Genomic DNA, 26,967 nt, shown 5'->3' on the forward strand with positions numbered 1-26,967 from the left:
CGGTCCTCGGCTCTTCGGTCATCGGGTCCTCACGTGCTCAGGTGTTCCGGTGTCCGGGTGACGTGCAGGCCCTTTGCCCGTGCCGCTCTCGCGAACTCCGCCGCGTCCTCCACCGCCGCGCCCGTCGGGTCGTTGTTGAAGTACGCGTACACGTCCTGGCTCTCTGACCACGCCTCGGCGATGCGGTCGGCCCATGTCCTCAGTGACCGCCGGCCGTAGTGCGGCCACGCGCGGGCGCGGCCCACGTGGAAGCGGACGTAACCCCAGTCGGTGGTGCGCCACAGCGGGGTCACCGGGCGGGACCGCACGTCCGCCCAGCACAGCGCGGCCCCGCGGGCTTCCAGCACCTCGCGCACGTCCCCGGTCCACCAGGAGTCGTGGCGCGGCTCCACGGCGATCCGGGTCCCGGCCGGGAAGCGGGACAGGCAGTAGTCCAGCAGACCGGGGTCGCCGCGCAGGGTCGGTGGCAGTTGGAGCAGGACCGGACCGAGCCGGTCGCCCAGGCCCGCCGCGTGGCTCATCAGGCGGTGCACCGGCTCCTCGGGGTCCCGCAGCCGCTTGATGTGCGTCAGAAAACGGCTGGCCTTGACCGTGACCACGAAGTCCGGCGGGGTCCGCTCCCGCCAGGTCTCGAAGGTCTCCCGGGTCGGCAGCCGGTAGAAGGCGTTGTTGATCTCGACCGTCGCGAAGCGCGCCGCGTACTCCTCCAGCCACAGCCTGGAGGGGCACCCGGTCGGGTAGAGGACGCCCCGCCAGTCCTTGTACTGCCACCCCGACGTACCGACGAACAGGGTCATACCTTCATGAAACCACTACAGGTACAGCCCTGCGTCCGCGCTCTCCCTGGGATCCGGCACCGAGGTCGGGCTGGTTCCCCTGCGCAGGGCGTACAGCTCGGCCAAGGTCGCGCCCTCGCGGGCGATTCCCTCCTCGGTGCCCAGCCAGGTCGTCGCCTCCCGGCGCGTGAGCGGACCCACCTCGATACGAGCCAGACAGCGGCCGGGGCGGACGACGGCCGGGTGGAGACGCTCCAGGTCCTCGTTGGTCGTCACGCCCACCAGGACGTTGCGGCCCTGGCCGAGGAGGCCGTCGGTCAGGTTCAGCAGGCGGGAGAGGGCCTGGCCCGCCGTGTGCTTCGCCTCGCCCCTGATCAGTTCGTCGCAGTCCTCCAGCAGGAGCAGACGCCAACGGCCCTTGCCCGTGCCGTCCTCCTCGCCGATCGCGATGTCCATCAGATAGCCGACGTCCGAGAACAGTCGTTCGGGGTCCAGGACGCAGTCCACCTGACACCAGTCCCGCCAGGCACGGGCCAGCGTGCGCAGCGCGGACGTCTTGCCGGTGCCCGGCGGGCCGTGGAGCAGCAGCAGCCGGCCCGCGATGTCCTCCGGCGTCGTCTTCATCAGGCCGTCCATCGCGTCCGCCACCGGTGCCGTGTAGTTGGCGCGGACCTCGTCCCACGTGCCCGCCGAGATCTGACGGGTCGTGCGGTGCGGGCCCCGGCGCGGGGACACGTACCAGAAGCCCATCGTCACGTCCTCCGGCTGGGGTTCGGGCTCGTCCGCCGCACCGTCCGTCGCCCGGTCGACGACCTTCGCGGCCAGCTCGGGGGAAGTCGCCGTCACCGTGACGTCGGCACCCCGGTTCCAGCGGGACACCAGCAGGGTCCAGCCGTCGCCCTCCGCGAGGGTGGTGCTGCGGTCGTCGTCGCGCGCGGCGCGCAGAACGCGGGCGTCCGACGGGAGAAGCGTTGCCCCGGACCGTACGCGGTCGATGTTCACGGCGTGGGAGTACGGCTGCTCGCCCGTCGCGAAGCGGCCGAGGAACAGCGCGTCGACGACGTCGGACGGGGAGTCGCTGTCGTCGACGTTGAGCCGGATCGGCAACGCGTCGTGTGGGTTCGCAGACATGCCGCCATGATCCGGCACCAGGGCGCCGTGCGCACCCGGTTTCCAGGGCGCGCGCGGCGCCCTGGTGCCGGTCGTTCCCCGCGACACCTTCCCGTATGCGTACACGACGTTCCCCGGAGGCGCCGGCTGCCTCCGGGGAACTGCCGTTCGGTTCGCGCGAGTTACCGCGACGGGACGGGTACTACGGGAGGGGTACTACGGAACCGGTGTTACGGGACGAGCCGCAGCAGGCGGTTCGGGGAGCCGCTGCCCGGGCTGGTGACCACGCCGGTGGTGGCGCCGCTCGTGAGTGCCGTGGCTACCTGGGCCGGGGTGGCCGAGGTGTGGCCCGCGAGGTAGACGGCGGCCGCGCCCGCGACGTGCGGGGTGGCCATCGACGTACCGGAGATCGTGTTCGTCGCGGTGTCGCTGGTGTTCCAGCCCGCCGTGATCGAGGAACCCGGGGCGAAGATGTCCAGGACCGAGCCGTAGTTGGAGTAGCTGGCCCGGGCGTCCGTGCTGGTGGTGGCGCCGACCGTGATGGCCGCCGCGACCCGCGCGGGGGAGGAGGACGAGGCGTTGGCGTTGCTGTTGCCGGCCGCGATCGCGTAAGACACGCCGCTGGCTATGGAGTTGGAGACCGCGGCGTCCAGTGTGGTCGAGGCGCCGCCGCCGAGGGACATGTTGGCGACCGAGGGGCCGCTGTGGTTCGCGGTCACCCAGTCGATGCCCGCGATGACGCCGGCCGTGGTGCCGGAGCCGGCGTTGTCGAGCACCCGGACCGCCACGATCTTCGCCGCCTTGGCGACACCGTAGGTCGAGCCCGCGATGGTGGTGGCGACGTGGGTGCCGTGGCCGTTGCCGTCCTGGGCGACGTTGTCGCCGTCGACGGCGTCGTAGCCGTTGGTGGCCCGGCCGCTGATCTGGGAGTGCGTGATGCGTACGCCGGTGTCGATGACGTACGCCGTCACCCCGGCTCCGGCCGTGTCCGGGTAGGTGTAGGTGCCGGACAGCGGCAGGGCGGCCTGGTCGATGCGGTCGAGGCCCCAGGGGGCGCCGGCCTGCGTGGCGTCGACGTGCACCGTCTGGTTCTGCTCGACGGTGGCCACCGCGGGGTCGGCGGCGAGTCTGCGGGCCTCGGCCGCGGAGAGGGTTGCCGTGTAGCCGTTCAGCGCCTTGCTGAACGTCTTCCTCACCGTGCCGCCGTACTCGCCGATCAGGTTCTTGCCGGCGCTCGACGCGGCCTTGAGGCCCGCCGTCTTCTTGAGCGTGACGATGTAGCTGTCCTTGACGGCTGTGGGGGAGCCGGCGGCCAGCACCTTGCCCTCGGCGGGTGCCGGGGCGGCCTGGGCGGGTAGCGCGGTGAGTCCGCCGACGAGAGCGGCGGCTGCCACGACGGTGGTCGCGACGGTCCTGATCTTCCTGCTGTGCGGTTGTGCCATGACGAGGGAGTCCTCCTCTGAGGCAGCACACGCCTGGGTGGGGGTGCGTCTGTGGGGGGATGCCCGCTGGTGCGGACACGACCCGGAGCGTCGCGTTCCGCCCGGGCTGAGGTAAAGGCTCGGTCATGGGCGGGAGTTGCTCAAGAGGCCTGACGGTTTGTCACGCGCATGTCATGAGCACGTAATACGGCGCAACGTGAAGGTGGTTGATCCGTTCCGGTTGGGCCGGAAAGTCTTGGCATGGACACTTCCGTTCAACACGCGTAGTTGGTACGAACGTTGAGGCAGAGATCCTGCTAAAGGGAGGTTCCATGAGACGTTCCCGAATTACGGCATACGTGACCTCGCTCCTCCTCGCCGCCGGCATCGCCCTCACCGGGGCCACGTCGGCGCAGGCGTCCCAACTCGCCGCCGCCACCGGCTATGTGGCCCTCGGCGACTCCTACTCCTCGGGGGTCGGCGCCGGCAGCTACATGAGCTCCAGCGGCGACTGCAAGCGCAGCACCAAGGCGTACCCGTACCTCTGGGCCGCCGCCCACTCACCCTCCAGCTTCAACTTCACCGCTTGCTCGGGCGCTCGAACGGGTGATGTTCTGGCGAATCAGCTGACCCCGCTCAGCTCCGCCACGGGCCTCGTCTCGATCAGCGTCGGCGGCAACGACGCGGGCTTCGCCGACGTCATGACGACCTGCGTGCTCCAGTCCGACAGCTCCTGCCTCGCCCGCATCAACACCGCGAAGGCGTACGTCGACTCGACCCTCCCCGGTCAGCTCGACAACGTGTACGACGCCATCAGCTCCCGGGCGCCCGCCGCCCATGTGGTCGTCCTGGGCTACCCCCGCTTCTACAAGCTCGGCCAGGCCTGCCTGGGCCTCTCCGAGGCCAAGCGCTCCGCCATCAACGGGGCGTCCGACTACCTGAACAGCGCACTCGCCAAGCGGGCCGCCGACCACGGCTTCGCCTTCGGTGACGTCAAGTCGGCCTTCACCGGTCACGAGATCTGCTCGGGCAGCTCGTGGCTGCACAGCCTCAACCTGCTCAACATCGGCGAGTCGTACCACCCGACGGCCGCCGGCCAGTCGGGCGGCTACCTCCCGGCACTCACCGACAACGCCTGACCGGACGTCCGACGCCCGGACTCAGGGCGTGCTCGCGGGAGAGGAGGCCCCGTCCGTCGGGGTCTCCGTCTCCGTCTCCGGCTCGCAAGTGACCGAGAACGGCACGGTGTTGGACTTCACGCTCACCGGCTCGCGGACTTCGACGCCGATCGCGTTCCTGATCGTCCCGCTCTTGTCGTACGTCGTCACATAGACCTTGTTCTGCTTGGTCCTGTCGCCGCCCGCCGGGAACGACAGAGTCCGCCAGCCCTGCTCCGGAGCGGCCCCCTTCTCCGTCACCCACCGGTAGGAGACCTTCGTGGGCACGTTGCCCACCGTGAAGGTCGCCGTGAACCCGGGCGCCTCGGAGTTGGGCGGCGGGCAGGACCCCGAGTAGTCGGTGTCCGAGCCGGTGACCTGGACCTCCACGCTCTGCGCCGGCTGCGAGGTCCTGCCGCCGTCACCGCTGCTCGGAGACCCGCTCTCCTCGTCGGCTGACTTGCTGGGGCTGTTCTTCGGCGAACTCGCGCCACCCGTACCGTCGTTGTTCTGCCCGGCGCTGGTGCTGCTGCCCACATCGGCGTTGTTGTCGCCCGTGCCGTTGTCCCCGTTCAGCAGCGCGTAGGTCAGTCCGGCCACCGCCAGCGCGACGGCGGCGAGGCCCGCGACCAGGACGACGGCCGCCCGGCGGTTGCGGTCGGGTTCGGCCGAGCGGGTCCCAAAGGTGTCCGACGGAGGGGGAGGCGGAGGCGGGACGGGCCGGGTCGCCGCCGTGGGAACGGGGGTCGGCAGAGGCGGCGTCGTCGGATGCTGCGGAAAAGCCGCCGCGATGGTCGGTGCCGCGTACGGGGCCGTCGGGCCGGTCTCGGCGCGCAGGGTGCCCCCCGCCCCGATGATCCGCAGATCGTGTTCGGCCTGCGCGGCGGCGATCCGCTCGGCCGGATCCTTGCGCAGCAGCCCCTCGATGACGGGCGTCAGCGGACCTGCCCGCCGGGGCGGCGGCAACTCCTCGTCCACGATCGCGCGCAGGGTGCTGAGCGGGGTGTTCTGCCGGAAGGGGGAGTTGCCCTCGACCGCCGCGTACAGCAGCACGCCCAGCGACCACAGGTCCGACTCGGGGCCGGGGGTGCGCCCCAGCGCCCGTTCGGGAGCGAGGAACTCGGGGGAACCGATGACCTCGCCGGTCATGGTGAGCGCCGAGCTTCCCTCCACGGTCGCGATACCGAAGTCGGTGAGCACGACGCGGCCGTCGTTGGACAGCAGAACGTTGGCCGGTTTCACGTCCCGGTGCAGCACCCCGGCCTCGTGGGCGGCCCGCAGCGCGGAGAGCACCTCGGCACCGATGTGCGCGGCCCGCTGCGGCGGCAGCGGTCCCTCGGCGTCCAGCTGGTCGGCGAGCGAGAGCCCGCGGACCACCTCCATGACGATCCAGGGCCGGCCCCCGTCATTCGCCACGTCGTAGACCGTCACGACGTTCCGGTTCGAGACGCGGGCGGCGGCCCAGGCCTCGCGCTCCAGTCGCGCATACAGGCGTTCGATCTCGGAGGTCGGCAGTCCGGCGGGCGCGCGCACCTCCTTGACCGCCACCTCGCGGTGCAGGACCTCGTCACGGGCCAGCCACACCGTGCCCATACCGCCCTCGCCGAGCGGTGAGAGCAGCCGGTAGCGTCCCGCGATCACACGTTCACTGCCCGGTTGGTCGGACATGAGCGTCCCCCTGTCGCAGCCGCACGTTCACGGACTCGATCTCGTCTTCGATCTCATCGCACACCGATTTTCTGCACTCCGCCTGATTTCTTCCCAAAAGTAGCTCAGCTGAATGCGGCTGCCGCCCCCTTGAGCACCAATCCGGCACCCAGTGCGACAACGAGGAACGCGGACGCCAGCGGCGCGGTACGCCGGACGAGTGTGACCAGCGGACCGCCGGCCAGCCCCGGACGCCGGTCCAGCAGCCGGTTGGCCCCGCTGCCCAGCTTCACCACGAGGAACCCGGCGCCGGTGAGGGTGAGCGCCAGCCCGACCCCGTACGCCAGTACGAGCATGAACCCGAACCAGGCCTTGCCCAGCGCGGCGGCCCCGACCAGCACGACCACGGCCGACGGGCTGGGCACGAGCCCACCGGCGAACCCGAGCAGGATCGTGCCCCGAACGGTGGGGGCGATGGCGTGCGTGTGGGTGAAGCCGCCGTGAGTGTGTTCGAGGGTGGTGTCGGAGTGCTTGTGGTCGTGGTGCTCGTGGGTGTGACCGTGGTCGTGAGAGTCGTGGTGGTCGTGGTGGTTGGGCGAGTGATCGTGACTGTGACCGTGATCGTGCTGGTGGTCGTGCACGTGCGTGGGTGCGGCTGCGGGCGCGACGGCGAGGGCGGAAGCGGTGGGGGCCGTCTCCGTGTGCGAGTGTGCGTGCGCCGCGTGGGCGAGGACCAGTTCGCGTTCCGGCGCCTTGTCGGCCACGTGGGTGTGGCTGTGGGGGTGCTCGTGGTCATGGCCATGGTCGTGGTCATGGGAGTGACCGTGGTCGTGGGAATGACCGTGGTCGTGGTCGTGCGAGTGGTCATGGTCGTGCGGATGGGGGTGGGACTGCGCGGCGTGGTGTGCGCGCTGGCGCCAGGCCCGGCGTACGAGGGTCAGGCCCGCCCCCGTCACCAGTACGCCGCTCGCCACGCCCAGCCACGCGATCACCGAGGGTGCCGCCGCCGAACCGGCCGTCACCAGCAGGCCCAGGGCGACCACGCCCAGCGTGTGGGTGACCGTCACCGACGCGGCCAGCGGCATGACGTCGCGCAGGCGGGCCCTGCCGCCCCGGGCGGCGGCCGAGGCCGCCATCAGGGTCTTGCCGTGGCCCGGGCCGAGCGCGTGCATCGCGCCGAGGAAGACCGCGATGACCAGGGCCAGCGCGGCGAAGCCGATCGTGAGGTCGTGCCGGGCCACCAGGGAGTCCAGCGCGCGCGTCCAGCGGTCGGCGCCGCGCGGCAGCACGGAGGAGGCCGGCGCGTCCTTCCCGCCGCTCTCGACGAGGGCCGGGCCGCCCGCGCGCACCTGCAGGGCGGCCGTCGGGGTGTCCGCCGGGGAGGAGAGCAACTCCTGCGGATAGCTGGTGAGTTCACCGGAGACCGATTTCTTCGGTACGTCGGACCCGGCGAGCGTCATCCGGTCGCCGCGCGCGGTGATCTCCCGCCAACCGGGCCCCGACTCGGTGCCCGCGCTGTGGAAGCCGAGGGCGACGGTGTCCCCTTCGGCGACCTCGGGGAGAGCGGCCGTGAGCGCGCACTCCACGCGCAGGGTGTCCAGGCCCGCCTGACCGGGCCGCGTGCTCGCCTTGGCGCTGCCGACGGAGAGTGCGACCGTACGTCCGGCGACGGTGACCTTGCTGCCCTGCGCGGCAGTCGCACACCGCTGCCCGGCCCACTCGGTCAGCCCCAGCTTCTCGATGTCGGGCTTGGCCTGGGTCGCCGGGATCTCGGCGAGGTCCTCGACATGCGCGACCCGCAGCTGTCCCGGGGCGACGACGAGACCGTCGTACCGGTTGACGGTGAAGTTGCCGAGCGGATGCGCGCTCGCGGCCTGGGCGGGCGCCAGCACGAGCGCGCAGACGGCCGTGAACAGGGCGGCGCCGGAGACGGCCGCACGACGGGGCTTCACTTCGCCGCCTCCAGGGACTTGAGAGCCGTACGGGCCTTGCGGGCGCCCAACGGGGAGAAACCGGGGTTGAGTTCGAGGGCGGCGGCGAGCGAGGCGCGGGCTTCCTTGGCGTGGCCCGTGGCCTGCTCGATCATGCCGCGGTGGTAGAGGAAGGAGGCGTTGCGGTAGCCGGTCGCGGTGGCGCGGCGGGCGTAAGGGAGCGCCTCCTCGTCCTTGCCGTTGACGTGCAGGGCCCACGCGAGGGCGTCGGCCGTGTGCACGGTCTCGCGGCGGTCCCACTCGGCGCGGGCCGCGCGCAGCGCCGACTTCCGGTCGCCGTGGTCGGCGGCGGCGAGCGCCGTGTCCAGGTCGGCGTTGACGCCGTTGGCGCGGGCGATGGCCGTCCAGGCGTTGACGAGCGCGTACTGGTCGCGTGCCTTCGCCAAGTCGCCGTCCCCGCCCCGGACTTCGTACAGCTCGCCGAGTTCGACGAGCGGGCCTGGCAGCGGATAGCGGGAGACGACGTCCTCCATGCCCCTGATCGCACCGGCCTGGTCACCGTCGGCGAACTGGGCGCGGGAGCGGCCCTCCAACGCCGGAAGGTAGGCGTCGTCGGCGGCCAGCGCACGGGCGTAGAACTCCAGAGCGGACTTGTACTCGCCCTGGTTCCAGGCGAGTTGCCCGAGCGCGGTGGCCACGTACGCGATGTCCCCGCGCGAGGTGGCCGAGTTGAGCGCCTGCTCCAGCACACGCCGTGCGGTGGCGACATCGCCGCGCAGCTCACGCACGTACGCGTACCGGGTGAAGACAGGCACCCCGGGCCGCTTGGCGTCGGCCTCGTCGGTGGCCTTCAACGCCTCGTCGTAGCGCCCGAGTTCGACGAGGGCGTCGATACGGGTGGACAGGGCGCGCTCGCTGTACGGGTTCTGCGCGAGGGCCTGGTCCGAGTACTTGAGGGCACCGGGGAAGTCATGGCGGGCGGCGGCGAGGGCGGCGCGCCCGGCGAGGGCGGGGTCGTTGTCGGGCTCCAGCTCGAGGGACCGGTTCAGGGCCTGCTGGGCCTGCGGGTACCGGGAGGGGTCGCCCTTGGTGCGAGCCTGCTCCACATAGGCGAGCCCGAGGGTGGCCCAGCTGCCGAAGTCCTTGGGCTGCGCCCGGAGATGGGCCTGGAGAGAGGCGATGCTGGCGTCGAGGTTGCCGCTCGCGAGCAGCGCGGGTGACATCGCGGCGGGCGCGGACGAGACGTTGGCGGTCCCGCCCCCGTCCCGAACGGCCCCCAGCACCACGGCCCCCGCGGTGAACGCCACCGCCAACGCGACGGCACAGGCCCCGAGCTGCACAGCCCGCCACCGCCGCGACGACTCCCCGACCCGCCGAACGGCAACAACCCGCTCGTCCTGGGCTTCGCCCGATCCGGCCGGGGCCGTCGCCGTGGCGGTCGGGGCGGCGCTGTGCGGGGCGGCCTCGGGTTCGGCGTCCGCGTGCTCTGGGGCCGCCTCGGGCTCGGTTGTGGCTGAGGCCGGTGCCGGGGCGGTCGGGGTGGTGCCGTGCGGGGTGTTCTTGTGTTCCGTGTGCGCGGCGTCCGTGAACGCCTCCGTCTCGGGTGTGGCCGTTGCCCCCGGTGCGTCCGTCGGCCGGGTGCCGAGCTCACTGGCCGGTGCGTTGTCGTTCGTACGCGGGGGCATGCCCTCTCCTTGTGTTGCCTGGGCGGGTCAGTCGTGCGGGATCAGGGTGTCGACACCCGGGTGGGGCCGGGAGCCGACGGGTGTGCGGCGCGGCCCGCGCCGTGGGGGATGGATACGAGCGGGCCGCGCCAGCTGGTGGGGGTGGGGACGAACAGCGGGTCAGTACGCCCGGTTCCGCATGTTGCGCCGCCACCACACGACGCCGGCGAAGATCAGCAGGAACCCGGCCGCACCGGCCGCCGCCGAACCGGCGATCAGCATGGTGTCGGTGCCACCGGCGGTGCCGGCGGGCTGCAGGGCGTCGCCGAGCTGGCTGCGGACGTCGTTGGTGCCGCTGGTGCCCTTGGCGAGCGGGCCACGCGAACCCTCGGTCGGCAGAGCCACGTACGGGAAGTACTTCTCGAAGTTCTTGTCGTTCTTGTCGACCGCGTCACCGAGGTCGTTCTTCGCACCGAGCAGCTCACCCTCGACGACCTGCAGCGAGGCGTCGATCACGTCGTCCGTGAGGCGACGGCCGTTCGGGAAGCCCGCGGTGTCACCGTCGAGGACACCGAGACGCTTGGGGTGCATGTTCGGGGCGATCGAGGTGTTGAGGCGCAGTTCCTCGGCCGGGGTGACGTACGGAGGCTGGTTGAGACCCTTCACACCCTTGAGGAAGACGTCCACCAGGTCGTTGCGCGGCTCCTTGGGCGCGGGGATCTTGTAGATCGCCTCGATGAGCTTCGGCAGCTCGGGGTTGGTCACGTTCTTCAGGAACTGGGCGTCCTGCCACGGCGAGGACGCGTTGAACTTGTCCTTGTCCTTGATGGGGTTGACGACCTCGTTGACCAGCGGCATGCCCAGCCGCGAGACCTGCGAGTAGTAGCCGCCGGCGTTCAGGCGCTGGGTCGTCGACCAGATACCGACGACCGGCTGCTTCGACGACTCCGCGATCATGTGCGTCGGCACCTGGAGCGCGATCGTGTTGACGTTGTAGCCCTTGAGCGTGTCGTTGCCGACCTCGGAGAGGTTCCCGCCGTACAGCAGGTCGAAGACACGCAGGTCCGCGAAGAACGGGTCGTCGGCCTGGCCGGCGAACGTCGTCGAACCGTTCGTCAGCTTGTGGATGGCCTGGTCCCGCAGCTTCTTGTAGTTCGGCATCGACGCCTTGCCGACGTTCGACGGAGCGACCGGCACATCGTCGGCGACCTTCGTCTTCGACACGACGCGCTGGTTCTTGAGCTTGATCAGCTCGATGTCGTACGTCTGCGTGACGTTGAGGTCCTTGTCGTACAGGCTGTCCACCGCGCCCGTGTTGTACAGGAACGACTTCTTGTTCTTGACATGCGTCTTGAAGGTGTAGCGGAACAGGAGGTCGCCCTGCGCGTCACCGTTGTTGTCGATGTGCAGGTCGTACTGGGCGTCCTCGGCGAACTGGTAGAAGTTCGGGCCGCCGCCCGGCTCCTCGAACGGGATCCAGTTCGCGACGATCGTCGTCGTGTCCTTCTTGTCCGGGCTCACGAACGCGTACAGGTCCGTGTTGTCGAACTGGGGCGTGCCCGAGATCAGCGGAGCCTCGCGGTGGCTGGAGGCGGAAGCCTTACCCGGTACGAGCGCGGTGACGCCGGCGGACGCGAGCCCCCCGGCGGCCAGCGCGCCACAGATGAGGGTCGCGATGCTCCTGCGCCGCGCGCCGCCCTTGGAGATGGTTGTCGTCATTCCGTCCGTCCTCACCGTGTCAACTTGCCTGACGACGGGGATTCGGAGCCCTCGCGGAGGCGGATTGGTCGAACCTGAAAACTTTTTCAAAGATGTTTGGGAGGCCACCGAACCGCGTACCGGACCTCGTACCGAACCGCGTTTCGAAGGCAGTTGATCCGTACCCATCCGGAGGCACGTCCGCTACGGATAACTAAGGTGACGGTGACAAGCGTGATGGAGCGGGGAGGGGCCGTGTGCGGCCATAGAGAGGGGACGCGGGTGGGAGCGGACGAGCTTCTGGTTCTCGTGGCCGGGGGAGACCAGAAGGCCTTCGAAGAGCTGTACGGGATCGTGTCCGGGCCGGTGTTCGGACTGGTGCGGCGCGTGGTGCGGGACCCGGCGCAGTCGGAGGAGGTGTCCCAGGAGGTCCTGCTCGAACTCTGGCGCTCGTCACCGCGCTTCGACCCCAGGAAGGGCAGCGCCCTGTCCTGGATACTCACGCTCGCGCACCGCCGGGCCGTCGACCGGGTACGCAGTGCCCGCGCGGCCGGCGAGCGCGAGCAGCGCGAGGCCCAGCGCTCCCACCGGCCCGCCTTCGACCACGTGGCGGAAGAGGTCGAGGCCGGAATGGAACGCGAATGGGTGCGCCGGTGCCTGGACCGGCTGACCACCCTGCAACGCCAGTCGGTCACCCTCGCCTACTACGAGGGCTACACGTACCGTGAAGTGGCGGAGCAACTCTCGCTCCCACTGGGCACGGTGAAGACACGGATGCGCGACGGACTGACCCGACTGCGCGAATGCCTGGGAGGTGTCGCATGAGCGCGCTCGGCAGACTGTTCCGCCGCGAGGATCTCCACTCCCTCGCCGCCCCCTACGCCCTCGACGCCCTCGACCCCGACGAGCGGCGCCGTTTCGAGAAGCACCTGTCCCGCTGCGACGCCTGCACCGCCGAGGTGCGCCTGCTGTCCGAGGACGCGGTCCGGCTGGCCTGGTCCACGGCGGCGCAGCCGCCGTTCGCCATGCGCGACCGGGTCCTGTCCGCGATCCGCGCGACCCCGCAGGAGTCCCCGGGCCAGTCCGCGGCCCATTCCCCGGCACGCGCCCCCGGACGCTCGGCCGAACCGCCCCGCAGGCGCAGCCACCAACTCCCGGCACACGTCTGGGGCACCGAACCGCTGCCGCCGGCCCGCCGTGCGCCCCGCATGCGCCCTCTGTTCGCCCCGCTCGCCACACTCACGGCGGCGGCCGCCCTCGTCGTCGCCGCGCTGTTCGCCGTCCAGAACGCGCAGACCCAGGACAAGCTGGACACCGCGCAGGCCCAGGCACGTGAGATTGCCGACGTTCTGTCCGCTCCCGACGCGCGATCGACCACCGACCGGGACGCGCGGGGCCAGGGAATCACCGCGATCGCCTCCGCCTCCGAGGGGCGCGCGGTGGTGACCCTCAGTGGATACGGGGAACTGCCGAGCGACCGCGTGCACCAGTTGTGGCTCATGCGCCCTGATGTGCAACCACGCTCCCTGGGACTCTTCAAGGGCGACACGCCCTTGGTCGCGACCGGTCTCGACAAAACGGCCACATCACTCGCTGTGACCGTCGAACCCGACGGGGGCTCAGAACAGCCCACCAGTGCACCAGTTGTCCAACTCGCCCTGGAATCGGTTGGATTCGGAGGGTAATCATCGAGGAGTCGTCAACACCCTTGTGGGGAAGGTGAATCCTGTGACCGAGATACACGAGTGCCCCGAGGGGGCGATAGGGTTAACCTGCCCGGGCCGGGTGGACTCGTACGGGTGGGGAGTGACATGGAACAGATAACGATGCACAGCAGGGCGCGCGTCCCTGCGATCACGTGCGGGAGCAGTGCGACCAAGGCGCGCCTCGACCGCCATCTCTCGGTGCTGTCGGGACCCGCCGTCCCTCAGCGCGAGACGGCGGAGGCGACCTCGCTGATGCTCGAACTCACGTCGCGGGACACCGTGAAGCAGCGCAGTGAAGTCGGCAAGCGTGTGAGCCGGCTCTCGCTCTTCGCACCGCTGCGTCGTCTGAGCCGCACCCTGTTCGGAGGGCGCTGAGCGACCGTGCCGGCGTCCCCGCGCCGTCCACCGACCGGCTGACGCCGTTCGGTCTTGTCAGGGCCCGCGCTCAGGCGGCCACACCGTCCCGGCGCAGTGCTGCGATCTCCTCGCCCGTCATCCCCACGGCACGCAGCACCGCATCGGTGTGCTCCCCGAGCGCGGGCACATCACCCATCCGCGCCTCGTCCCCGCCCGGCAGCGTGATGGGGGGCAGCAGCGCACGCAACGGCCCCACCGGTGAACCCACTTCCCGCCACCGGTCCCGGGCCGCGAACTGCGGATGCTCCGCCACCTCCGGTACGTCCCTCAGCCGCGCGCACGCGATCCCGGCGCCGTCCAGCCGCGCCACGGCCTCGTCGGCGTCCAGCGCACCGAGGGCCGCGGCCACGTGCGAATCCGTCAGCTCCCGGTTCGCGACCCGTGCAGCGTTCGTCGCAAACGCCGGGTCGGACCCCAACTGGGGCCGCCCCAGCACCTGTCCGGCCAGCCGCCGCCACTCCCGGTCGTTCTGCACCGACAGCAGCACCCGTCCGCCGTCCGCCGTCGCGTAGGCGTCGTACGGGGCGATGACGGCGTGTGCGAGGCCGGTGCGCGCCGGGGGCGTGCCGTCGTGCATCGCGTGGTGGAGGGGGTGCCCCATCCACTCGGCGAGCGCGTCCAGCATCGACACCTCCACCGGCCCGCCCCGCCCGGTCACACCCCGCCGTACGAGCGCCGCGAGCACCCCCGAGAACGCGTACATGCCGGCCGCGATGTCCGCCGCCGGGATCCCGGCCTTCACCGTCTGTTCCGGCGTCCCGGTCACCGACACCAGGCCCGCCTCGCACTGCACGAGCATGTCGTACGCCCGCTTTCCCGCGTACGGGCCCGAGGCCCCGTACCCCGAGATGTCCACGGCCACCAGCCGGGGGTGCGCGGCGCACAGGGTGGCCGCGTCGAGGCCGAGTCGGGCGGCGGCGCCCTGGGCGAGGTTCTGCACGAACACGTCGGCGTCGGCGACGAGCCGCCGTACGACGGCGAGTCCGCGCGGGTCCTTGACGTCGAGGGCGAGGGATTCCTTGCCTCGGTTGCACCACACGAAGTGCGAGGCGAGGCCGTGGGCGGCGGTGTCGTAGTGGCGGGCGAAGTCGCCGCCGTCGACACGCTCGATCTTGATGACGCGGGCGCCGAGGTCGGCGAGGTGGCGGGTGGCGAAGGGGGCGGCGACGGCTTGTTCGAGGGCGACGACTGTGAGGCCCGTGAGGGGAAGGGGTTCCATGCGGCCGATCATGCCGGTTTTCCTCGGGGGCGCTGCCCCCGAACCCCCGCTCCTCAAACGCCGGAGGGGCTGGATTTTCAGCCCGTCCGGCGTTTGAGGACGAGCGCGTTCAGCGCGACAGTGGGGGTCTGGGGGCGCAGCCCCCAGGGATGGGACGGGTAGGGGCGGCGGGGGCGAGGTCAGAGCAACGTGAACTGGCCCTCCGGGCCCTCTTCGTGGTGGTCCAGGACCGACGCCGGGCGGCGTGACCCGTCAGGTACCGGGAGTACGCCCGCCGTCCGCAGGCCCGCCGCGGTGATCGGCTCCCTCACCCTCAACTCGGCCTGTCGCGGACGCAGTTCCGCCAGCAGCGCCAGTACCGTGATCAGCTCCAGCAGCTCCGACGTCCAGGGCTGCGGCCACGTCGCGGGCCTGATCGCCTCCAGCACTCCCGGCTCGGCCGCGTCCTCGACGCGCACCGCCAGCCACTGCTCCAGCACCTTCACCCCGCCCACCTCGAAGTCCCAGGCCTCGGGCGGCACCGGGGAGATCCGGCCGTCGTCGACCTGGAGGGTCTCCTCGTCGCGGTCGTAGTGGACGGCGACCGGGCGCGAGGGCAACGGGGACCGTACGTACGGGCGCCGGCCGCCGGGCAACTTGGGGCGTTGGCCGTCCCGGCGCATCAGCCACAGCATCCGGCGGCCCAACTCGACGCCCTCGGACCAGAGCTCGGGGTCGGCGGTGAGCGGTACGGCCAACCCCGGCCGTACCGCCACCAGGACCCAGGCCAGGACGTCGACCGGGTCGGGGCGGTGGCCCAGGCGGTCGGTCAGGTGGTCCAACAGGCCCGGGGCCAGGTTGGGTTCGGTGCCTTCCGGCCGCCGGTAGAGGGGGCGGACCCGGCCCGGGCGGGCCAGCGGGAGGAGGGACGAGGCGAGCAGGAGTGGGCCCATGGAGCCGGGAGGCGCGGTCGGTGTCTCGACGACGAACACCTGCCGGTCGTCCGCCACCCGCCACAACTCCGGGCGGGCCGAGTCGATCAGCCGGTGGTCGGGGATCAGCCACTGCTCGTCGAAGGGCGCCCGCAGGACCCGTACCGGCTCCGCGCAGGGGCCGTGGGCGCGGGCCAGTTTCTCCGTGCCGCCGGCCCCGCCGGGGAGTTGGCCGACCGCCGAGTGCGTGGTGCGGGCGCGCGTCGGCTCGAACAGGGTGTCGCGGTCCGGTCCTTCGGCCTTCAGCAGGGCGTCCCAGCGTGCCTTCAGGGAGGCGGCGTCCGGGGCCGTCGGCCACCCCCGGCCCAGCCGTGGCGGTGCGACGGACCACGGCATGAGGTCCGCGAGCAGCGGAGCGTCGTCGTCGTGCGGCACGCTGGGCATCGTACGACGCCCCCTCCTCTCCCTGTCTCAGGTCGCGTCGAGAGTCACCGTGAAGGAGAAGCGGTCGCCCCGGTAGTGGATGACGGCCACGTCCAGCACCCGGCCCGTGTCGTCGTACGCGACACCCGTGTAGTGCAGGATCGGGCTGAGCAGGGGGACCCGGAGCAGCCGGGCCGTCTCCGGGTCGGCGAGGCGGGCCTCGACCGTGTCCGTGATGCGGCTGATGTCGATGCCGACGACGTCCCGCAGCACCTTGGTCATCGGCCAGCGGACCAGGTCGTGCCGGTCGATGCGCTCCGCGAGTTCCGGACGGACGTAGTTGCGGGCGTGGTTGGTCGGCTCACCGGTCTCCTCGTCGCCGCGCAGCCGGTGGTACGTGGCCACCTCCGCGAGATCCGGGAAGTACTCGGCGAGTTCGGCGGGCACGGGCGCGCTGCCGTGGTCGAGGAGCCGGGTCGTCATACCGGACTGCTGCGCCACGATCGCGTCGACCGAACCGAGCAGCCGTACGGGAACGCCTCGCCGGGCGTCCGGCTCGATGAACGTGCCGCGCCTGCGGTGGCGGCTGATGAGTCCCTCGTCCTCCAGCTCCTTGAGCGCCTGCCGCATGGTCAGCACGCTCACGCCGTAGTGACCCGCCAACTGCTCCTCGGTGGGCAGCCGCAGCGGGTCCCGGGCCGAGCGGCCGAGGATCGAGGCGCGCAGGGACTGCGAAACCTGGTACCAGAGCGGCAGTTTGCGGTTCAGGACGATCGAGTCAGGGGCGAAGGAGGTCACGGAGGTATCCGTACCGGTCGTGAACGCTCAGTGCAACGGGTGGAAGTGCCGCTGGAGGCCCGACCACACGTCGTCGTACCCGGGTTGCAGATGCTCCGCCCGTGCCGCCTGTGCCGTCAGGGTCACCGGCCAGCGCGTCTCGAACATGAACGCCAGCCCGTCGTCGACCTTCTGCGGCCGCAGCTCGGCGGCACCGGCCCGGTCGAAGGTCTCCCGGTCGGGCCCGTGCGCGGACATCATGTTGTGCAGCGAGCCGCCCCCGGGCACGAAGCCCCCCTTCCCGGCCGTCTTCGCGTCGTACGCGCCCTCGATGAGCCCCATGTACTCGCTCATCACGTTCCGGTGGAAGTACGGCGGCCGGAAGGTGTCCTCGCCCACCAGCCAGCGCGGCGCGAAGACGACGAAGTCGATGCCGGCGAGCCCGGGGGTGTCCGACGGGGACGTCAGCACCGTGAAGATCGACGGGTCCGGGTGGTCGTACGAGATCGTGCCCAGGACGTTGAAGCGGCGCAGGTCGTAGGCGTACGGGACATGGTTGCCGTGCCAGGCGACGACGTCGAGCGGGGAGTGGTCGTAGACGGCGGTCCAGAGGTTGCCGCAGAACTTGTTGACGACCTCCACCGGACCCTCGACGTCCTCGTACGCGGCGACCGGCGCCCGGAAGTCCCGTGGGTTGGCGAGCCCGTTGGCGCCGATCGGCCCGAGGTCGGGGAGCCGGAAGGGGGTGCCGTAGTTCTCGCACACGTACCCCCGGGCCCAGGCGTCGGTCAGCTCCACCCGGAAGCGCACCCCGCGCGGGAGGAGCGCGATCTGGCCCGGTTCGACGTACAGCAGCCCGAACTCGGTGCGCAGCAGCAGTCCGCCGTCCTCCGGGACGATAAGCAGCTCCCCGTCGGCGTCGCTGAACACCCGCTCCATCGAGGAGTTGGCGTGGTAGAGGTGCACGGCCATGCCGCTGCGCTGAGCGGCGTCGCCGTTGCCGCCGAGGGTCCACAGGCCCGCCAGGAAGTCCGTCCCGGCCGGGGGCTCGGGCAGCGGGTCCCAGCGGAGCCGATTGGGATCGGGCACGGATTCCGTGAAGGGGGCCGTACGGATCGAGCCATTGCCGGTGGGCGTGAACGGGGGGTGCGCGGCCGAGGGGCGGATGCGGTACAGCCAGGAACGGCGGTTGTGGGCGCGGGGCTCGGTGAACGCCGTACCGCTGAGCTGCTCGGCGTAGAGGCCCAGCGGAGCGCGTTGCGGCGAGTTGCGGCCCTCCGGGAGAGCGCCCGGGACGGCCTCCGAGCTGTGCTCATTGCCGAAACCGGAAAGCGACAAGAGCCCCGTGAGGCTGCCCGCCACCTCGGCGGCCTTCCGCGCGTTCTCGCCCATCCCGTGCTCCCTCTCGCTCCCTCGCCCTCATTCCTATGCTTCACCGTAGGATTCCGCCCTCGTGGGCGCAAGAGGGGAAAGTGAGGGGCACGGTTCACCGGACCGCCGCGGAGCGGCATGATGAGGCCTGTGCCCCAAGCGACCTCGCTACGTCGTGCGCCCGTACAGCGGCGCAGTGCCGAACGGCTGACCAGAATCCTCGACGCCTGTGCGGACCTCCTGGACGAGGTCGGCTACGACGCCCTGAGCACCCGGGCGGTGGCGATCCGCGCCGGCGTCCCCATAGGCTCCGTGTACCGCTTCTTCGGCAACAAGCGCGCCATGGCGGACGCGCTGGCCCAGCGGAACCTGGAGATCTTCACCACGCGCGTCACCGAACGCCTCGGGCAGCAGAGCGGCGGCGGGTGGCGGGTGGCCATGGACGCCGTGCTCGACGAGTACCTGGCCATGAAACGGACCGCGCCGGGTTTCTCGCTCGTCGACTTCGGCAACCAGATCCCGGTCGGCAAACGCGACGCCGAACCCAACCACCGCGTCGCTGACACCCTCACCACCCTCCTCGCCGGCGTTCTCGACCGCGCCCCTGACGACGACCTGCGCCGTACGTTCCTGGTCGCCACCGAGACCGCCGACACCCTGATCCACCTGGCCTTCCGGGTCGCCCCCGAGGGGGACGAGCGGATCATCGGGGAGATGCGGGAGCTGCTGCGGGCGTATCTGTCGAGGGTGCTCGACTGAGGTTCACGGGGGGATTCGCGGGCGGATTCCCTGGCGGATTCCCGGGTGTGGACGAGGTGGGTGCGGCCGAGGTGGGCCCGCGCAACCCCTCCCCACCATCCCTACCGGTCGGTATGCTCGGCTGCGATCGCGCGTCACCGCTGCCGCCACCCACCCGGGAGGACCCGTGTCCAGCCCCATCGACACCCGCACCGAATCCCGCACCGCCCTGCGTGTCTGCCCCCTGTGCGAGGCCACCTGCGGACTGACGCTCACCATCGAGAGCGGACGGGTCACCCGGGCCCGGGGTGACCGCGACGACGTGTTCAGCAAGGGCTTCATCTGCCCCAAGGGCGCCTCCTTCGGGGCCCTCGACAGTGACCCCGACCGGCTGCGCACCCCCCTCGTGCGACGGGACGGCGAGCTGCGCGAGGCGAGCTGGGCGGAGGCCTTCGACGCCGTCGCCGCCGGCGTCCGGGGCGTGGTCGAGCGGTACGGGGCGAACTCCGTCGGAGCGGTCTTCGGCAACCCCAACGTGCACACCATGGCCGGGGCCCTCTACCCGCCGGTCCTGCTCGCCGGTCTCGGCACGCGCAGTGTCTTCAGCGCCTCCACGGTCGACCAGATGCCCAAGCACGTCTCCAGCGGGCTCCTCTACGGAGACGCCAACGCGATCCCCGTACCCGACCTCGACCACACCGACCATCTGCTGATCATCGGCGCCAACCCCCTCGAGTCCAACGGGAGTCTGTGTACGGCACCGGACTTCCCCGGCAAGCTCAAGGCGCTCAGGGCGCGCGGCGGCACGCTCACCGTCATCGACCCGCGCCGCACCCGCACCGCCAGGCTCGCCGACCGGCACATCGCGATCCGCCCCGGCACGGACGCCCTGCTGCTCGCCGCGATGACATACGTGCTGTTCGACGAACACCTCGTCGACCTGGGCGAGTTGGCGCCCCACGTCCAGGGCCTCGACGAACTGGCCGCATCCGTCGAGGACTTCACGCCCGAGGCCGTCGCCGAGGCCTGTGACGTGGACGCCGGTACCATCCGCACCCTCGCCCGTGAACTCGCCGCAGCCCCAACTGCCGCCGTCTACGGCCGGATCGGCAGCTGCACCGTCCCGCACGGCACCCTCGCCAGCTGGCTGGTCGACGTCCTCGACATCCTCACCGGCAACCTCGACCGGCCCGGCGGTGCCCTCTTCCCCCAGGCGGCGACCGACAGGACACCCCGGCCGGCCGGTCCCAGCCACGGGTTCACGCTGGGCCGCTGGTACTCGCGGGTCAGTCAACACCCGGAAGTCAAGGGCGAGTTGCCGCTCTCCGCGCTCGCCGAGGAGATCGACACCCCCACCACCGAGGGAGAGCCGATCCGGGCCCTGATCGTCGTCGCCGCCAACCCCGTCCTGTCCGCACCGGACGGCAACCGGCTCGACAAGGCGCTGGACTCGCTCGACTTCATGGTGAGCGTCGACCCCTATCTGAACGAGACCTCACGCCACGCCCACGTCGTGCTGCCGCCGCCCCCGCCCTCGCAGAGCCCGCACCACGACTTCGCCTTCAACACCCTCGCCGTCCGCAACCAGGTCCGCTACAACCGCCCCGCGGTACCCCTGGAACCGGGCAGGATGGCCGAGACCGAGATCCTCGCGCGGATCGTCCTGGCCGCGACCGGCATGCACGGCGCCGACCCCGCCGCCGTGGACGCCCTGGTCATCGACCAGACCCTCGGCAAGGCGGTCAAGGAAGCCCATTCCCCGGTCCACGGCCGCGATCCGCAAGCCCTCGCCAAGGAACTGGACGGCGACACCGGCCCCGAGCGCCGCCTCGACCTGATGCTCCGCCTCGGCCCGTACGGCGACGGTTTCGGCGTACGGCCGGACGGGCTGACCCTGACGAAACTGCTCGCCCACCCGCACGGCATCGACCTCGGACCGCTCAAGCCCCGTCTGCCGCAGCCCCTCAAGACGCGCAGCGGCAGGATCGAACTCCTGCCGCAGCCCATCGCCGACGACCTGCCGCGCCTGCGTCACGCCCTGGGGGAGCGCCCCACCGGCCTCGTGCTCATCGGGCGCCGGCATCTTCGCTCCAACAACAGCTGGATGCACAACGTGCCCGCGCTCACCGGCGGTTCCAACCGCTGCACCCTGCACATCCACCCCGAGGACGCCGCCCAGCTCGGTGTCGCGGACGGAGACCCCGTACGGGTCAAGGGCGCCGGGGGAGAAGTGGTGGCCCCGGCCGAGATCACCGACGTCGTCCGGCGCGGGGTCGTGAGCCTGCCCCACGGGTGGGGACACGACCGGCCGGGCACCCGGCTCACGCACGCCGCGGTCGACCCCGGCGTCAACATCAACCAGGTCCTCGACGGCAGTCTGCTGGACCCGCTGTCGGGCAACGCCGTACTGAATGGTGTACCCATCGACCTCGCGCCAGCAGGCACAACGCTGTGACCTGGAGTTTTGCGCTTATTGCTCGCACGTCAACGTCTTGTTAAGGCTTGTGTAAGCGCCCTAACGTCAACGCACTGCCGACTCCGGTGGGAGTTCAAGGGCGAACGTTAGGTAACCCACTCATGTTGACCATCCTGGGCTTCACGATGATCGCGACCTTCCTGGTCCTGATCATGATGAAGAAGATGTCGCCGATCGCGGCGCTCGTACTGATCCCGGCACTGTTCTGTGTCTTCGTCGGGAAGGGCGCCAAGCTCGGTGACTACGTCATCGACGGCGTCACCAGCCTCGCCCCCACCGCGGCGATGCTCATGTTCGCGATCGTCTACTTCGGTGTGATGATCGATGTCGGCCTCTTCGACCCGATCGTCCGAGGCATCCTGAAATTCGCCAAGGCCGACCCGCTGCGCATAGTCGTCGGCACGGCGATCCTCGCGGCGATCGTGTCCCTCGACGGCGACGGCTCGACCACCTTCATGATCACGGTCTCGGCGATGTACCCCCTGTACAAGCGCCTCAAGATGAGCCTCGTCGTGATGACCGGCGTCGCCGCGATGGCCAACGGTGTGATGAACACCCTTCCCTGGGGCGGCCCGACAGCCCGTGCGGCGACGGCCCTGAAGCTGGACGCGAGCGACATCTTCGTCCCGATGATCCCGGCGCTCGCCGTCGGCCTGGCCTTCGTCATCGCGCTCTCCTACGTCCTCGGCCGCCGCGAGCGCAAGCGGCTCGGCGTGCTCACGCTGGACGCGGTCCTGGTGGAGGAGCCGGAGCAGGAGACGGAGACCGTGCTCGTCGGCGCCGGCTCGGGCGCCAAGTCGGCCGTCGGATCCGGTGCGGGCAACCCTGCCGCGTCCACCGGCGGTTCGGGCGGCGAGGGCCCCGTCGACAGCGACACGGACGATGACGACGACCGGATGCTGAAGGTCCTCGACCCGAACCGCGCCACCCTGCGCCCCAAGCTCTACTGGTTCAACGCGCTCCTCACGGTCACGCTCCTCACCTCCATGATCATGGAGTGGCTGCCGATCCCGGTGCTGTTCCTGCTCGGCGCCGCGCTCGCCCTGACGGTCAACTTCCCGCACATGCCCGACCAGAAGGCCCGGCTCGGCGCCCACGCCGAGAACGTCCTCAACGTCTCCGGCATGGTCTTCGCCGCCGCCGTCTTCACCGGCGTCCTCACCGGCACCGGCATGGTCGACCACATGGCCCGCTGGCTCGTCGACAACATCCCCGACGGCATGGGCCCGCACATGGCCTTCGTCACCGGCCTGCTGAGCATCCCGCTCACCTACTTCATGTCGAACGACGGCTTCTACTTCGGCGTCCTGCCGGTCCTCGCCGAGGCCGGCGCCGCCCACGGCGTCTCCCCGCTGGAGATCGCCCGCGCCTCCCTCATCGCCCAGCCCCTGCACATGTCCAGCCCGCTCGTCCCCGCCGTATACGTTCTCGTCGGCATGGCGAAGGTCGAGTTCGGCGACCATACGAAGTTCGTCGTCAAGTGGGCCGTGCTGACATCGCTGGCGATCCTCGGGTCGGGAATCCTGTTCGGGCTCATCTGATCCACGTCTGATCCACGTCATCGGATTCACGTCCGAACCGCGCATCCGTCCGAAAGGACACGACTATGAGGCCCGGTGGGAACCGCGGCTGGCTGCTCCGCCTCGTCATCGCCTTCAGCTTCACGCAGGGGGCGGTGTCGATGGCCCGGCCCGCCGTCTCCTACCGGGCCCTCGCGCTGGGCGCGGACGAGAGGGCGATCGGCGTCATCGCCGCCGCGTACGCACTGCTCCCGCTCTTCGCCGCCGTACCGCTGGGCCGCCGTACCGACCACGGCCGCTGTGCGCCCCTGCTGACCGTCGGCGCGATCCTCATCTCGGGCGGCTGCGCGCTGGGCGCCACCGCCGGCTCCCTGCCCGCCATGGCCGCGTGGAGCGGAGTGATGGGCCTCGGTCACCTCTGCTTCGTCATCGGCGGCCAGTCACTCGTCGCCCGCCGGTCCGCCCCGCACGAACAGGACCGCAACTTCGGCCACTTCACCATCGGCGTCTCCCTCGGCCAGTTCATCGGCCCGATGGCGGCCGGCGCGCTGATCGGCGGCCACGACATGGCCGGCACCAGCGCCCGCGCCCTGCTGGTCGCGGGCGCGGTCGCCGCGTTGTCGTTCACGTCGCTCTGGCGCGTCGAGGACCGTACGGCCGTCAAGTCCCGTACGGAACAAGGCGACCGCGTCCCCGTGCGCCGCATTCTGCGCACCCGGGGAGTCCCCGCGGGCATCTTCGTCAGCCTCGCCGTGCTGTCCGCGACGGACATCCTCACCGCCTACCTTCCGGTGGTCGGCGAACACCGGGGCATCGCACCGGCGGTGATCGGCGTACTCCTCGGACTGCGCGCGGCGGCCACCATCGCGTGCCGTCTCGTGCTGACGCCCTTGCTGCGGCTGCTCGGCCGCCGGCTGCTGCTCACCGTGACCTGTCTGCTGGCGGCGCTGCTCTGCGCGGGGATCGCGCTGCCGGTGCCGGTGTGGGGGCTGGCTCTCATGCTCGCGGCCCTGGGCTTCTGCCTGGGCGTCGGACAGCCGCTGTCGATGACGACGGTCGTCCAGGCCGCTCCGGCCGGCGCCCGCTCCACCGCCCTCGCGCTGCGCCTGACCGGCAACCGGCTCGGCCAGGTCGCCGCGCCCGCGACGGCGGGTCTGGTCGCCGGGGTCACGGGCGGGGCGGCACCTTTCGTGATGCTCGGCGCGCTGCTGTTGCTGTCGTCGGGCATCGCCGCGCGCTCGTCGGCTCCACCGGCGCCGACGGAGAAGCGGGAGAGGGCCAAGAGGGTGGTGTCCGACGGGGCGTAGGGCGTGCTTCCGCCGTTGTGGGCGCTTATGTGAAAGAGAGTCTGAAGAAGCTGGATTGGTATGAAAATCTTCTGACTCGGAGGAGCCGCGCATGACCACCTCGCTCCGTCCACGCCGATCCGGCGCTCGCGGCGCCGCACTCGCGGCCCTGACCCTCGCGGGCACCGCCCTGTCGCGACCCCCGCCGTCGCCGCCCCCGGCGACAACGGAGACGTCAAGATCCACAAGATGGGTACGCCCTTCACCGACCAGCGCAACGAGCCGAAGGTCGGCGACTTCTACCTCGCCGCGTTCAACTTCGACGACCTCCCGGACGGCCAGGACATCGAGTGGTCCATCGAGACCCAGCCCCTGGAGGCGAACGGCGCCACCCTCAACGACACCATCGACCTGGAGCCCGACGGCACCGGCCACACCATGCCCCTCTCGCTGCCGGACGGTCAGTACAAGCTGACGTGGAAGATCGTCGGCGGCAACGGCGCGGGCAAGCAGAAGGTGTTCCAGGTCGACTGCCCGCTCGGCAACCCGACCGCGACACCGACCCCGCCCGGCGGCCCGGGCGGCCCCGGCGGTGGCCCCGGCGGGCCTGGTGGAGGCCATGGCGGCCCGCACGGCGGGGTGCCCGCGGGCGGCGGCGGTGTGGCCCCGGCGGAGGCGTTCTCGCCGGTCGCCGGTGCGGCTGCCGTGGGCCTGATCGTGGTCGGCGGAGTCGTCTGTCTCCGCAGGCGCCGACGTGCCGATGGCGCGGCCTGACCCCGCCCGTCGGCGCCGGCCATGGCGCCGGACGCGCGCCTACCGCCTCACCCGCACGGTCGTCCTGACCGTCACCCTGGCGGTGGGCGGCGTCTGCTGGTCCCGGGCCGACGAGCCCGCCCCCGCACCCGTCACCGCCACGGACGGCACCCTGGTCGCGCCGTCCGCCGGGAACGGCGAGAGGGCCGGGGCGGGGACGGCGGCAGAGGAGCGGCGACCGGATCCGGCCGCGACGGCACCGGCGGGCGGGCCCGCGAAGGAGCTGTCAGGGGCCGCCGGGCCACCATCGTCCACCGGGCCGGCCCGGGCGCCCGGACCCGCTCAGGGGCGGCCGGAGCCAACCCCGCCAACCCCGCCCGCCGTGCCGAACCGGCCTGGCCGGACCCGCGAAGAGCCGGCCAGGGCCGGCCAGGCCGACCCCACCGACAGCCCGCCCGAAGGCGCCGGCCCCGCCACGCCCGCCCGCGCTCCCGCCCCACGACGTTCACCCTCCCGTACCTCGGCATCGAGGCGCCGGTCGTGGATCTGCGCCTCGACCGCCACAGGCAGCTCACCGCGCCCCCGGACGACAACTCCAACCTGGTCGGCTGGTACGCGGACGGTCCGTCGCCCGGGGAGAACGGCACGGTGATCGTCGTGGGGCATCGGGACACCCGTGCCGGTCCCGCCGTGTTCATCGGGCTCGACGCGGTCACGCCCGGGCGGCGGGTCGAACTCCGGCGCGTGGACGGGCGTACGGCCGTCTACACCGTCGACGCCGTGAAGACGTACGACAAGGCGAACTTCCCCAGCCGTGAGGTGTACGGCGCCCGCGCCCGCCCCGAGAGCTGCGGCTCATCACCTGCGGCGGCGGCTACGACCGACGGACCGGCTACACCGGCAACATCGTGGTGTACGCGCACCTCACCGCCACGCGATAAGCCGTCCGGCGTTCGAGGACAGGCGAGTTCAGCGCGCACCCGGGTCCGGGGGCACCGCCCCCACCGCCACCTTCGCCCGGGACCGCGACACCGCCACGCCCGCGAGACACAGCCCACCGCCCGCCAGGGTGAGCAGCCCCGGCACCTCGCCCAGCGCCAGCCAGGACATCAGCACCACCAGAGCCGGTACGGCGTACGTGGTCGCCCCCATGCGGCTGGCCGTCGTACGGGCCAGGGCGTAGGCCCAGGTCGTGAACGCCAGCGCGGTCGGGAAGACGCCCAGGTAGATCATGTTGAGGGTGGCGGAGAGCGGCGCGTCGGCCACCTCGCCGACCAGTTGCCCGGCGAACGGCAGACAGGTCAGGGCCCCGACCAGACAGCCGAACGTCGTGGCCTGGAGGGCGCTCGCCCGGGCCAGCGCCGGCTTCTGCGCGACAACGCCGGTGGCCCACGCCGCCGCCGCGAGCAGACACAGCGCCACCCCGAGCACCGAGGTGCCGGCCCCGCCCGACATCGAAAGGCCCACGGTCACCGCGCCCGCGAACGACACCGCCATGCCCGCGAGCAGCCGGGGCGGCATCGGGTCGCCGAGCAGCCGGGTGCCGAGCAGGGCTATGAGCAGGGGTCCCACGTTCACCACGAGGGCGGCCGTCCCCGCGTCCACCTGCTGTTCGCCCCAGTTCAGGACGACCATGTAGACGCCGAACCACAGCACTCCCGAGATCGCGATCCCGCGCCAGGCCGACCGGGGCGGCAGCCCCTCCCGCCGGACCAGGCAGATGGCCCCCAGGGTCACGAACCCGGCGAGCATCCGCCCGAGCGCCAGCGCGCCCGGCGAGTACGCGGCTCCCGCACTGCGGATCGACACGAACGCCGACGCCCACAGCACCACGGTCACACAGGCCGCGACGGCGGCGAGCACCTCCGCTCGGAAGACCGGACGGGAGGGCGAAAGGGAGGTCATCATGCTCCAGAGGCTAGGGAGGAAGGACGAAGAGGGCGCGCGATTTTCCGGGCGTGCGGTT

General features: G+C 71.4%; 22 protein-coding genes and 1 pseudogene. 10 read left to right on the forward strand and 13 right to left on the reverse strand.

The annotated features are described in order from the left end of the window. Positions 1–29: 29 nt before the first annotated feature. The 3 genes from PV396_RS23365 to PV396_RS23375 all read right to left on the reverse strand — a co-directional run bounded on the left by PV396_RS23365 (position 30) and on the right by PV396_RS23375 (position 3,328). Positions 30–797, reverse strand: coding sequence for a DUF72 domain-containing protein (locus PV396_RS23365; protein ID WP_319207554.1), 768 nt, complete (start codon positions 795–797; stop codon positions 30–32). Between the two features lie 15 nt (positions 798–812). Continuing rightward, positions 813–1,907 (reverse strand): DUF5925 domain-containing protein, encoded by a 1,095-nt coding sequence (locus PV396_RS23370; protein WP_319207556.1) that lies wholly within the window; start codon positions 1,905–1,907, stop codon positions 813–815. Positions 1,908–2,116: 209 nt separating this feature from the next. Next, positions 2,117–3,328 (reverse strand): S8 family peptidase, encoded by a 1,212-nt coding sequence (locus PV396_RS23375; protein ID WP_319207558.1) that lies wholly within the window; start codon positions 3,326–3,328, stop codon positions 2,117–2,119. 311 nt (positions 3,329–3,639) lie between these two features. On the opposite strand from PV396_RS23375, the gene PV396_RS23380 reads away from it, so the two are divergent. Beyond that, complete coding sequence (locus tag PV396_RS23380) at positions 3,640–4,446, forward strand: SGNH/GDSL hydrolase family protein (protein WP_319207561.1); 807 nt, start codon at positions 3,640–3,642, stop codon at positions 4,444–4,446. Positions 4,447–4,467: 21 nt separating this feature from the next. Here PV396_RS23380 and PV396_RS23385 read toward each other — a convergent pair whose 3' ends face one another. The 4 genes from PV396_RS23385 to PV396_RS23400 all read right to left on the reverse strand — a co-directional run bounded on the left by PV396_RS23385 (position 4,468) and on the right by PV396_RS23400 (position 11,425). Further along, on the reverse strand, positions 4,468–6,132 hold the full coding sequence (locus tag PV396_RS23385; protein WP_319207563.1) for a serine/threonine-protein kinase: 1,665 nt from the start codon (positions 6,130–6,132) through the stop codon (positions 4,468–4,470). 104 nt (positions 6,133–6,236) lie between these two features. Next, entirely contained in the window at positions 6,237–8,063 is a 1,827-nt protein-coding gene (locus PV396_RS23390; protein ID WP_319207565.1) for a sulfite exporter TauE/SafE family protein, read from the reverse strand. Further along, positions 8,060–9,727 carry a tetratricopeptide repeat protein gene (locus PV396_RS23395; protein ID WP_319207567.1) on the reverse strand — a complete coding sequence of 556 codons (1,668 nt, stop codon included), beginning with the start codon at positions 9,725–9,727 and terminating at the stop codon, positions 8,060–8,062. The genes PV396_RS23390 and PV396_RS23395 overlap by 4 nt, the downstream gene beginning before the upstream one ends. Positions 9,728–9,886: 159 nt before the next feature. Beyond that, the gene (locus PV396_RS23400; RefSeq protein ID WP_319207569.1) at positions 9,887–11,425 is read right to left on the reverse strand and encodes a DUF4331 domain-containing protein; all 1,539 of its coding nucleotides are present in this window, start codon (positions 11,423–11,425) and stop codon (positions 9,887–9,889) included. A gap of 261 nt (positions 11,426–11,686) precedes the next feature. On the opposite strand from PV396_RS23400, the gene PV396_RS23405 reads away from it, so the two are divergent. From PV396_RS23405 to PV396_RS23415, 3 genes are all read left to right on the forward strand, one after another. Next, a complete protein-coding gene (locus PV396_RS23405) occupies positions 11,687–12,229 on the forward strand; it encodes a sigma-70 family RNA polymerase sigma factor (protein WP_307631175.1) in 543 nt (180 codons plus the stop codon). Further along, the gene (locus tag PV396_RS23410; protein ID WP_319207571.1) at positions 12,226–13,089 is read left to right on the forward strand and encodes an anti-sigma factor; all 864 of its coding nucleotides are present in this window, start codon (positions 12,226–12,228) and stop codon (positions 13,087–13,089) included. Before PV396_RS23405 ends, PV396_RS23410 begins: the two co-directional genes overlap by 4 nt. Before the next feature lie 126 nt (positions 13,090–13,215). Beyond that, a complete protein-coding gene (locus PV396_RS23415; protein ID WP_319207573.1) occupies positions 13,216–13,485 on the forward strand; it encodes a hypothetical protein in 270 nt (89 codons plus the stop codon). Positions 13,486–13,555: 70 nt separating this feature from the next. Here PV396_RS23415 and PV396_RS23420 read toward each other — a convergent pair whose 3' ends face one another. The 4 genes from PV396_RS23420 to hmgA form a co-directional block, all read right to left on the reverse strand. Beyond that, positions 13,556–14,758: a CaiB/BaiF CoA-transferase family protein gene (locus PV396_RS23420; protein ID WP_319207575.1), complete on the reverse strand. Its 1,203-nt coding sequence runs from the start codon at positions 14,756–14,758 to the stop codon at positions 13,556–13,558. A gap of 167 nt (positions 14,759–14,925) precedes the next feature. Further along, positions 14,926–16,101: a type ISP restriction/modification enzyme gene (locus tag PV396_RS23425; RefSeq protein WP_319207576.1), complete on the reverse strand. Its 1,176-nt coding sequence runs from the start codon at positions 16,099–16,101 to the stop codon at positions 14,926–14,928. 27 nt (positions 16,102–16,128) lie between these two features. Then, on the reverse strand, positions 16,129–16,878 hold the full coding sequence (locus PV396_RS23430) for a GntR family transcriptional regulator (protein WP_319207577.1): 750 nt from the start codon (positions 16,876–16,878) through the stop codon (positions 16,129–16,131). 27 nt (positions 16,879–16,905) lie between these two features. Beyond that, the gene (hmgA, locus tag PV396_RS23435; RefSeq protein ID WP_319207579.1) at positions 16,906–18,249 is read right to left on the reverse strand and encodes a homogentisate 1,2-dioxygenase; all 1,344 of its coding nucleotides are present in this window, start codon (positions 18,247–18,249) and stop codon (positions 16,906–16,908) included. 120 nt (positions 18,250–18,369) lie between these two features. Here hmgA and PV396_RS23440 point away from each other — a divergent pair, with 120 nt between their 5' ends. The 5 genes from PV396_RS23440 (at position 18,370) to PV396_RS23460 (ending at position 25,022) form a co-directional block, all read left to right on the forward strand. Continuing rightward, entirely contained in the window at positions 18,370–18,987 is a 618-nt protein-coding gene (locus PV396_RS23440) for a TetR/AcrR family transcriptional regulator (protein WP_319208402.1), read from the forward strand. 166 nt (positions 18,988–19,153) lie between these two features. Next, complete coding sequence (locus PV396_RS23445) at positions 19,154–21,421, forward strand: molybdopterin oxidoreductase family protein (RefSeq protein ID WP_319207580.1); 2,268 nt, start codon at positions 19,154–19,156, stop codon at positions 21,419–21,421. A gap of 122 nt (positions 21,422–21,543) precedes the next feature. Then, entirely contained in the window at positions 21,544–22,983 is a 1,440-nt protein-coding gene (locus tag PV396_RS23450; RefSeq protein WP_319207582.1) for a citrate:proton symporter, read from the forward strand. 65 nt (positions 22,984–23,048) lie between these two features. Beyond that, complete coding sequence (locus PV396_RS23455) at positions 23,049–24,269, forward strand: MFS transporter (protein ID WP_319207583.1); 1,221 nt, start codon at positions 23,049–23,051, stop codon at positions 24,267–24,269. Positions 24,270–24,497: 228 nt separating this feature from the next. Continuing rightward, positions 24,498–25,022 (forward strand): hypothetical protein, encoded by a 525-nt coding sequence (locus PV396_RS23460; RefSeq protein ID WP_319207584.1) that lies wholly within the window; start codon positions 24,498–24,500, stop codon positions 25,020–25,022. Between the two features lie 39 nt (positions 25,023–25,061). On the opposite strand, the gene PV396_RS23465 is transcribed toward PV396_RS23460, so the two are convergent. After that, positions 25,062–25,316 (reverse strand): hypothetical protein, encoded by a 255-nt coding sequence (locus tag PV396_RS23465; protein ID WP_319207586.1) that lies wholly within the window; start codon positions 25,314–25,316, stop codon positions 25,062–25,064. Between the two features lie 225 nt (positions 25,317–25,541). Between PV396_RS23465 and PV396_RS23470 the strand changes: the two are divergent. Then, positions 25,542–25,769, forward strand: a pseudogene (locus PV396_RS23470) (sortase domain-bontaining protein); the annotation flags it as partial. Positions 25,770–25,970: 201 nt separating this feature from the next. Here PV396_RS23470 and PV396_RS23475 read toward each other — a convergent pair. Next, positions 25,971–26,909 (reverse strand): DMT family transporter, encoded by a 939-nt coding sequence (locus PV396_RS23475; RefSeq protein WP_416071467.1) that lies wholly within the window; start codon positions 26,907–26,909, stop codon positions 25,971–25,973. Positions 26,910–26,967: the final 58 nt, after the last annotated feature.

Source organism: Streptomyces sp. ME02-8801-2C, from assembly GCF_033793965.1.
In the GTDB taxonomy this organism is placed as follows: Bacteria; Actinomycetota; Actinomycetes; order Streptomycetales; family Streptomycetaceae; genus Streptomyces.

Coding starts and splice junctions, on each gene's coding strand:
- PV396_RS23365 (WP_319207554.1), bottom strand. CDS start 797: ATGACCCTGTTCGTCGGTACGTCGGGGTGGCAGTACAAGGACTGGCGG.
- PV396_RS23370 (WP_319207556.1), bottom strand. CDS start 1,907: ATGTCTGCGAACCCACACGACGCGTTGCCGATCCGGCTCAACGTCGAC.
- PV396_RS23375 (WP_319207558.1), bottom strand. CDS start 3,328: ATGGCACAACCGCACAGCAGGAAGATCAGGACCGTCGCGACCACCGTC.
- PV396_RS23380 (WP_319207561.1), top strand. CDS start 3,640: ATGAGACGTTCCCGAATTACGGCATACGTGACCTCGCTCCTCCTCGCC.
- PV396_RS23385 (WP_319207563.1), bottom strand. CDS start 6,132: ATGTCCGACCAACCGGGCAGTGAACGTGTGATCGCGGGACGCTACCGG.
- PV396_RS23395 (WP_319207567.1), bottom strand. CDS start 9,727: ATGCCCCCGCGTACGAACGACAACGCACCGGCCAGTGAGCTCGGCACC.
- PV396_RS23400 (WP_319207569.1), bottom strand. CDS start 11,425: ATGACGACAACCATCTCCAAGGGCGGCGCGCGGCGCAGGAGCATCGCG.
- PV396_RS23410 (WP_319207571.1), top strand. CDS start 12,226: ATGAGCGCGCTCGGCAGACTGTTCCGCCGCGAGGATCTCCACTCCCTC.
- PV396_RS23415 (WP_319207573.1), top strand. CDS start 13,216: ATGGAACAGATAACGATGCACAGCAGGGCGCGCGTCCCTGCGATCACG.
- PV396_RS23420 (WP_319207575.1), bottom strand. CDS start 14,758: ATGATCGGCCGCATGGAACCCCTTCCCCTCACGGGCCTCACAGTCGTC.
- PV396_RS23425 (WP_319207576.1), bottom strand. CDS start 16,101: ATGCCCAGCGTGCCGCACGACGACGACGCTCCGCTGCTCGCGGACCTC.
- hmgA (WP_319207579.1), bottom strand. CDS start 18,249: ATGGGCGAGAACGCGCGGAAGGCCGCCGAGGTGGCGGGCAGCCTCACG.
- PV396_RS23440 (WP_319208402.1), top strand. CDS start 18,370: ATGAGGCCTGTGCCCCAAGCGACCTCGCTACGTCGTGCGCCCGTACAG.
- PV396_RS23450 (WP_319207582.1), top strand. CDS start 21,544: ATGTTGACCATCCTGGGCTTCACGATGATCGCGACCTTCCTGGTCCTG.
- PV396_RS23455 (WP_319207583.1), top strand. CDS start 23,049: ATGAGGCCCGGTGGGAACCGCGGCTGGCTGCTCCGCCTCGTCATCGCC.
- PV396_RS23460 (WP_319207584.1), top strand. CDS start 24,498: ATGGGTACGCCCTTCACCGACCAGCGCAACGAGCCGAAGGTCGGCGAC.
- PV396_RS23475 (WP_416071467.1), bottom strand. CDS start 26,909: ATGATGACCTCCCTTTCGCCCTCCCGTCCGGTCTTCCGAGCGGAGGTG.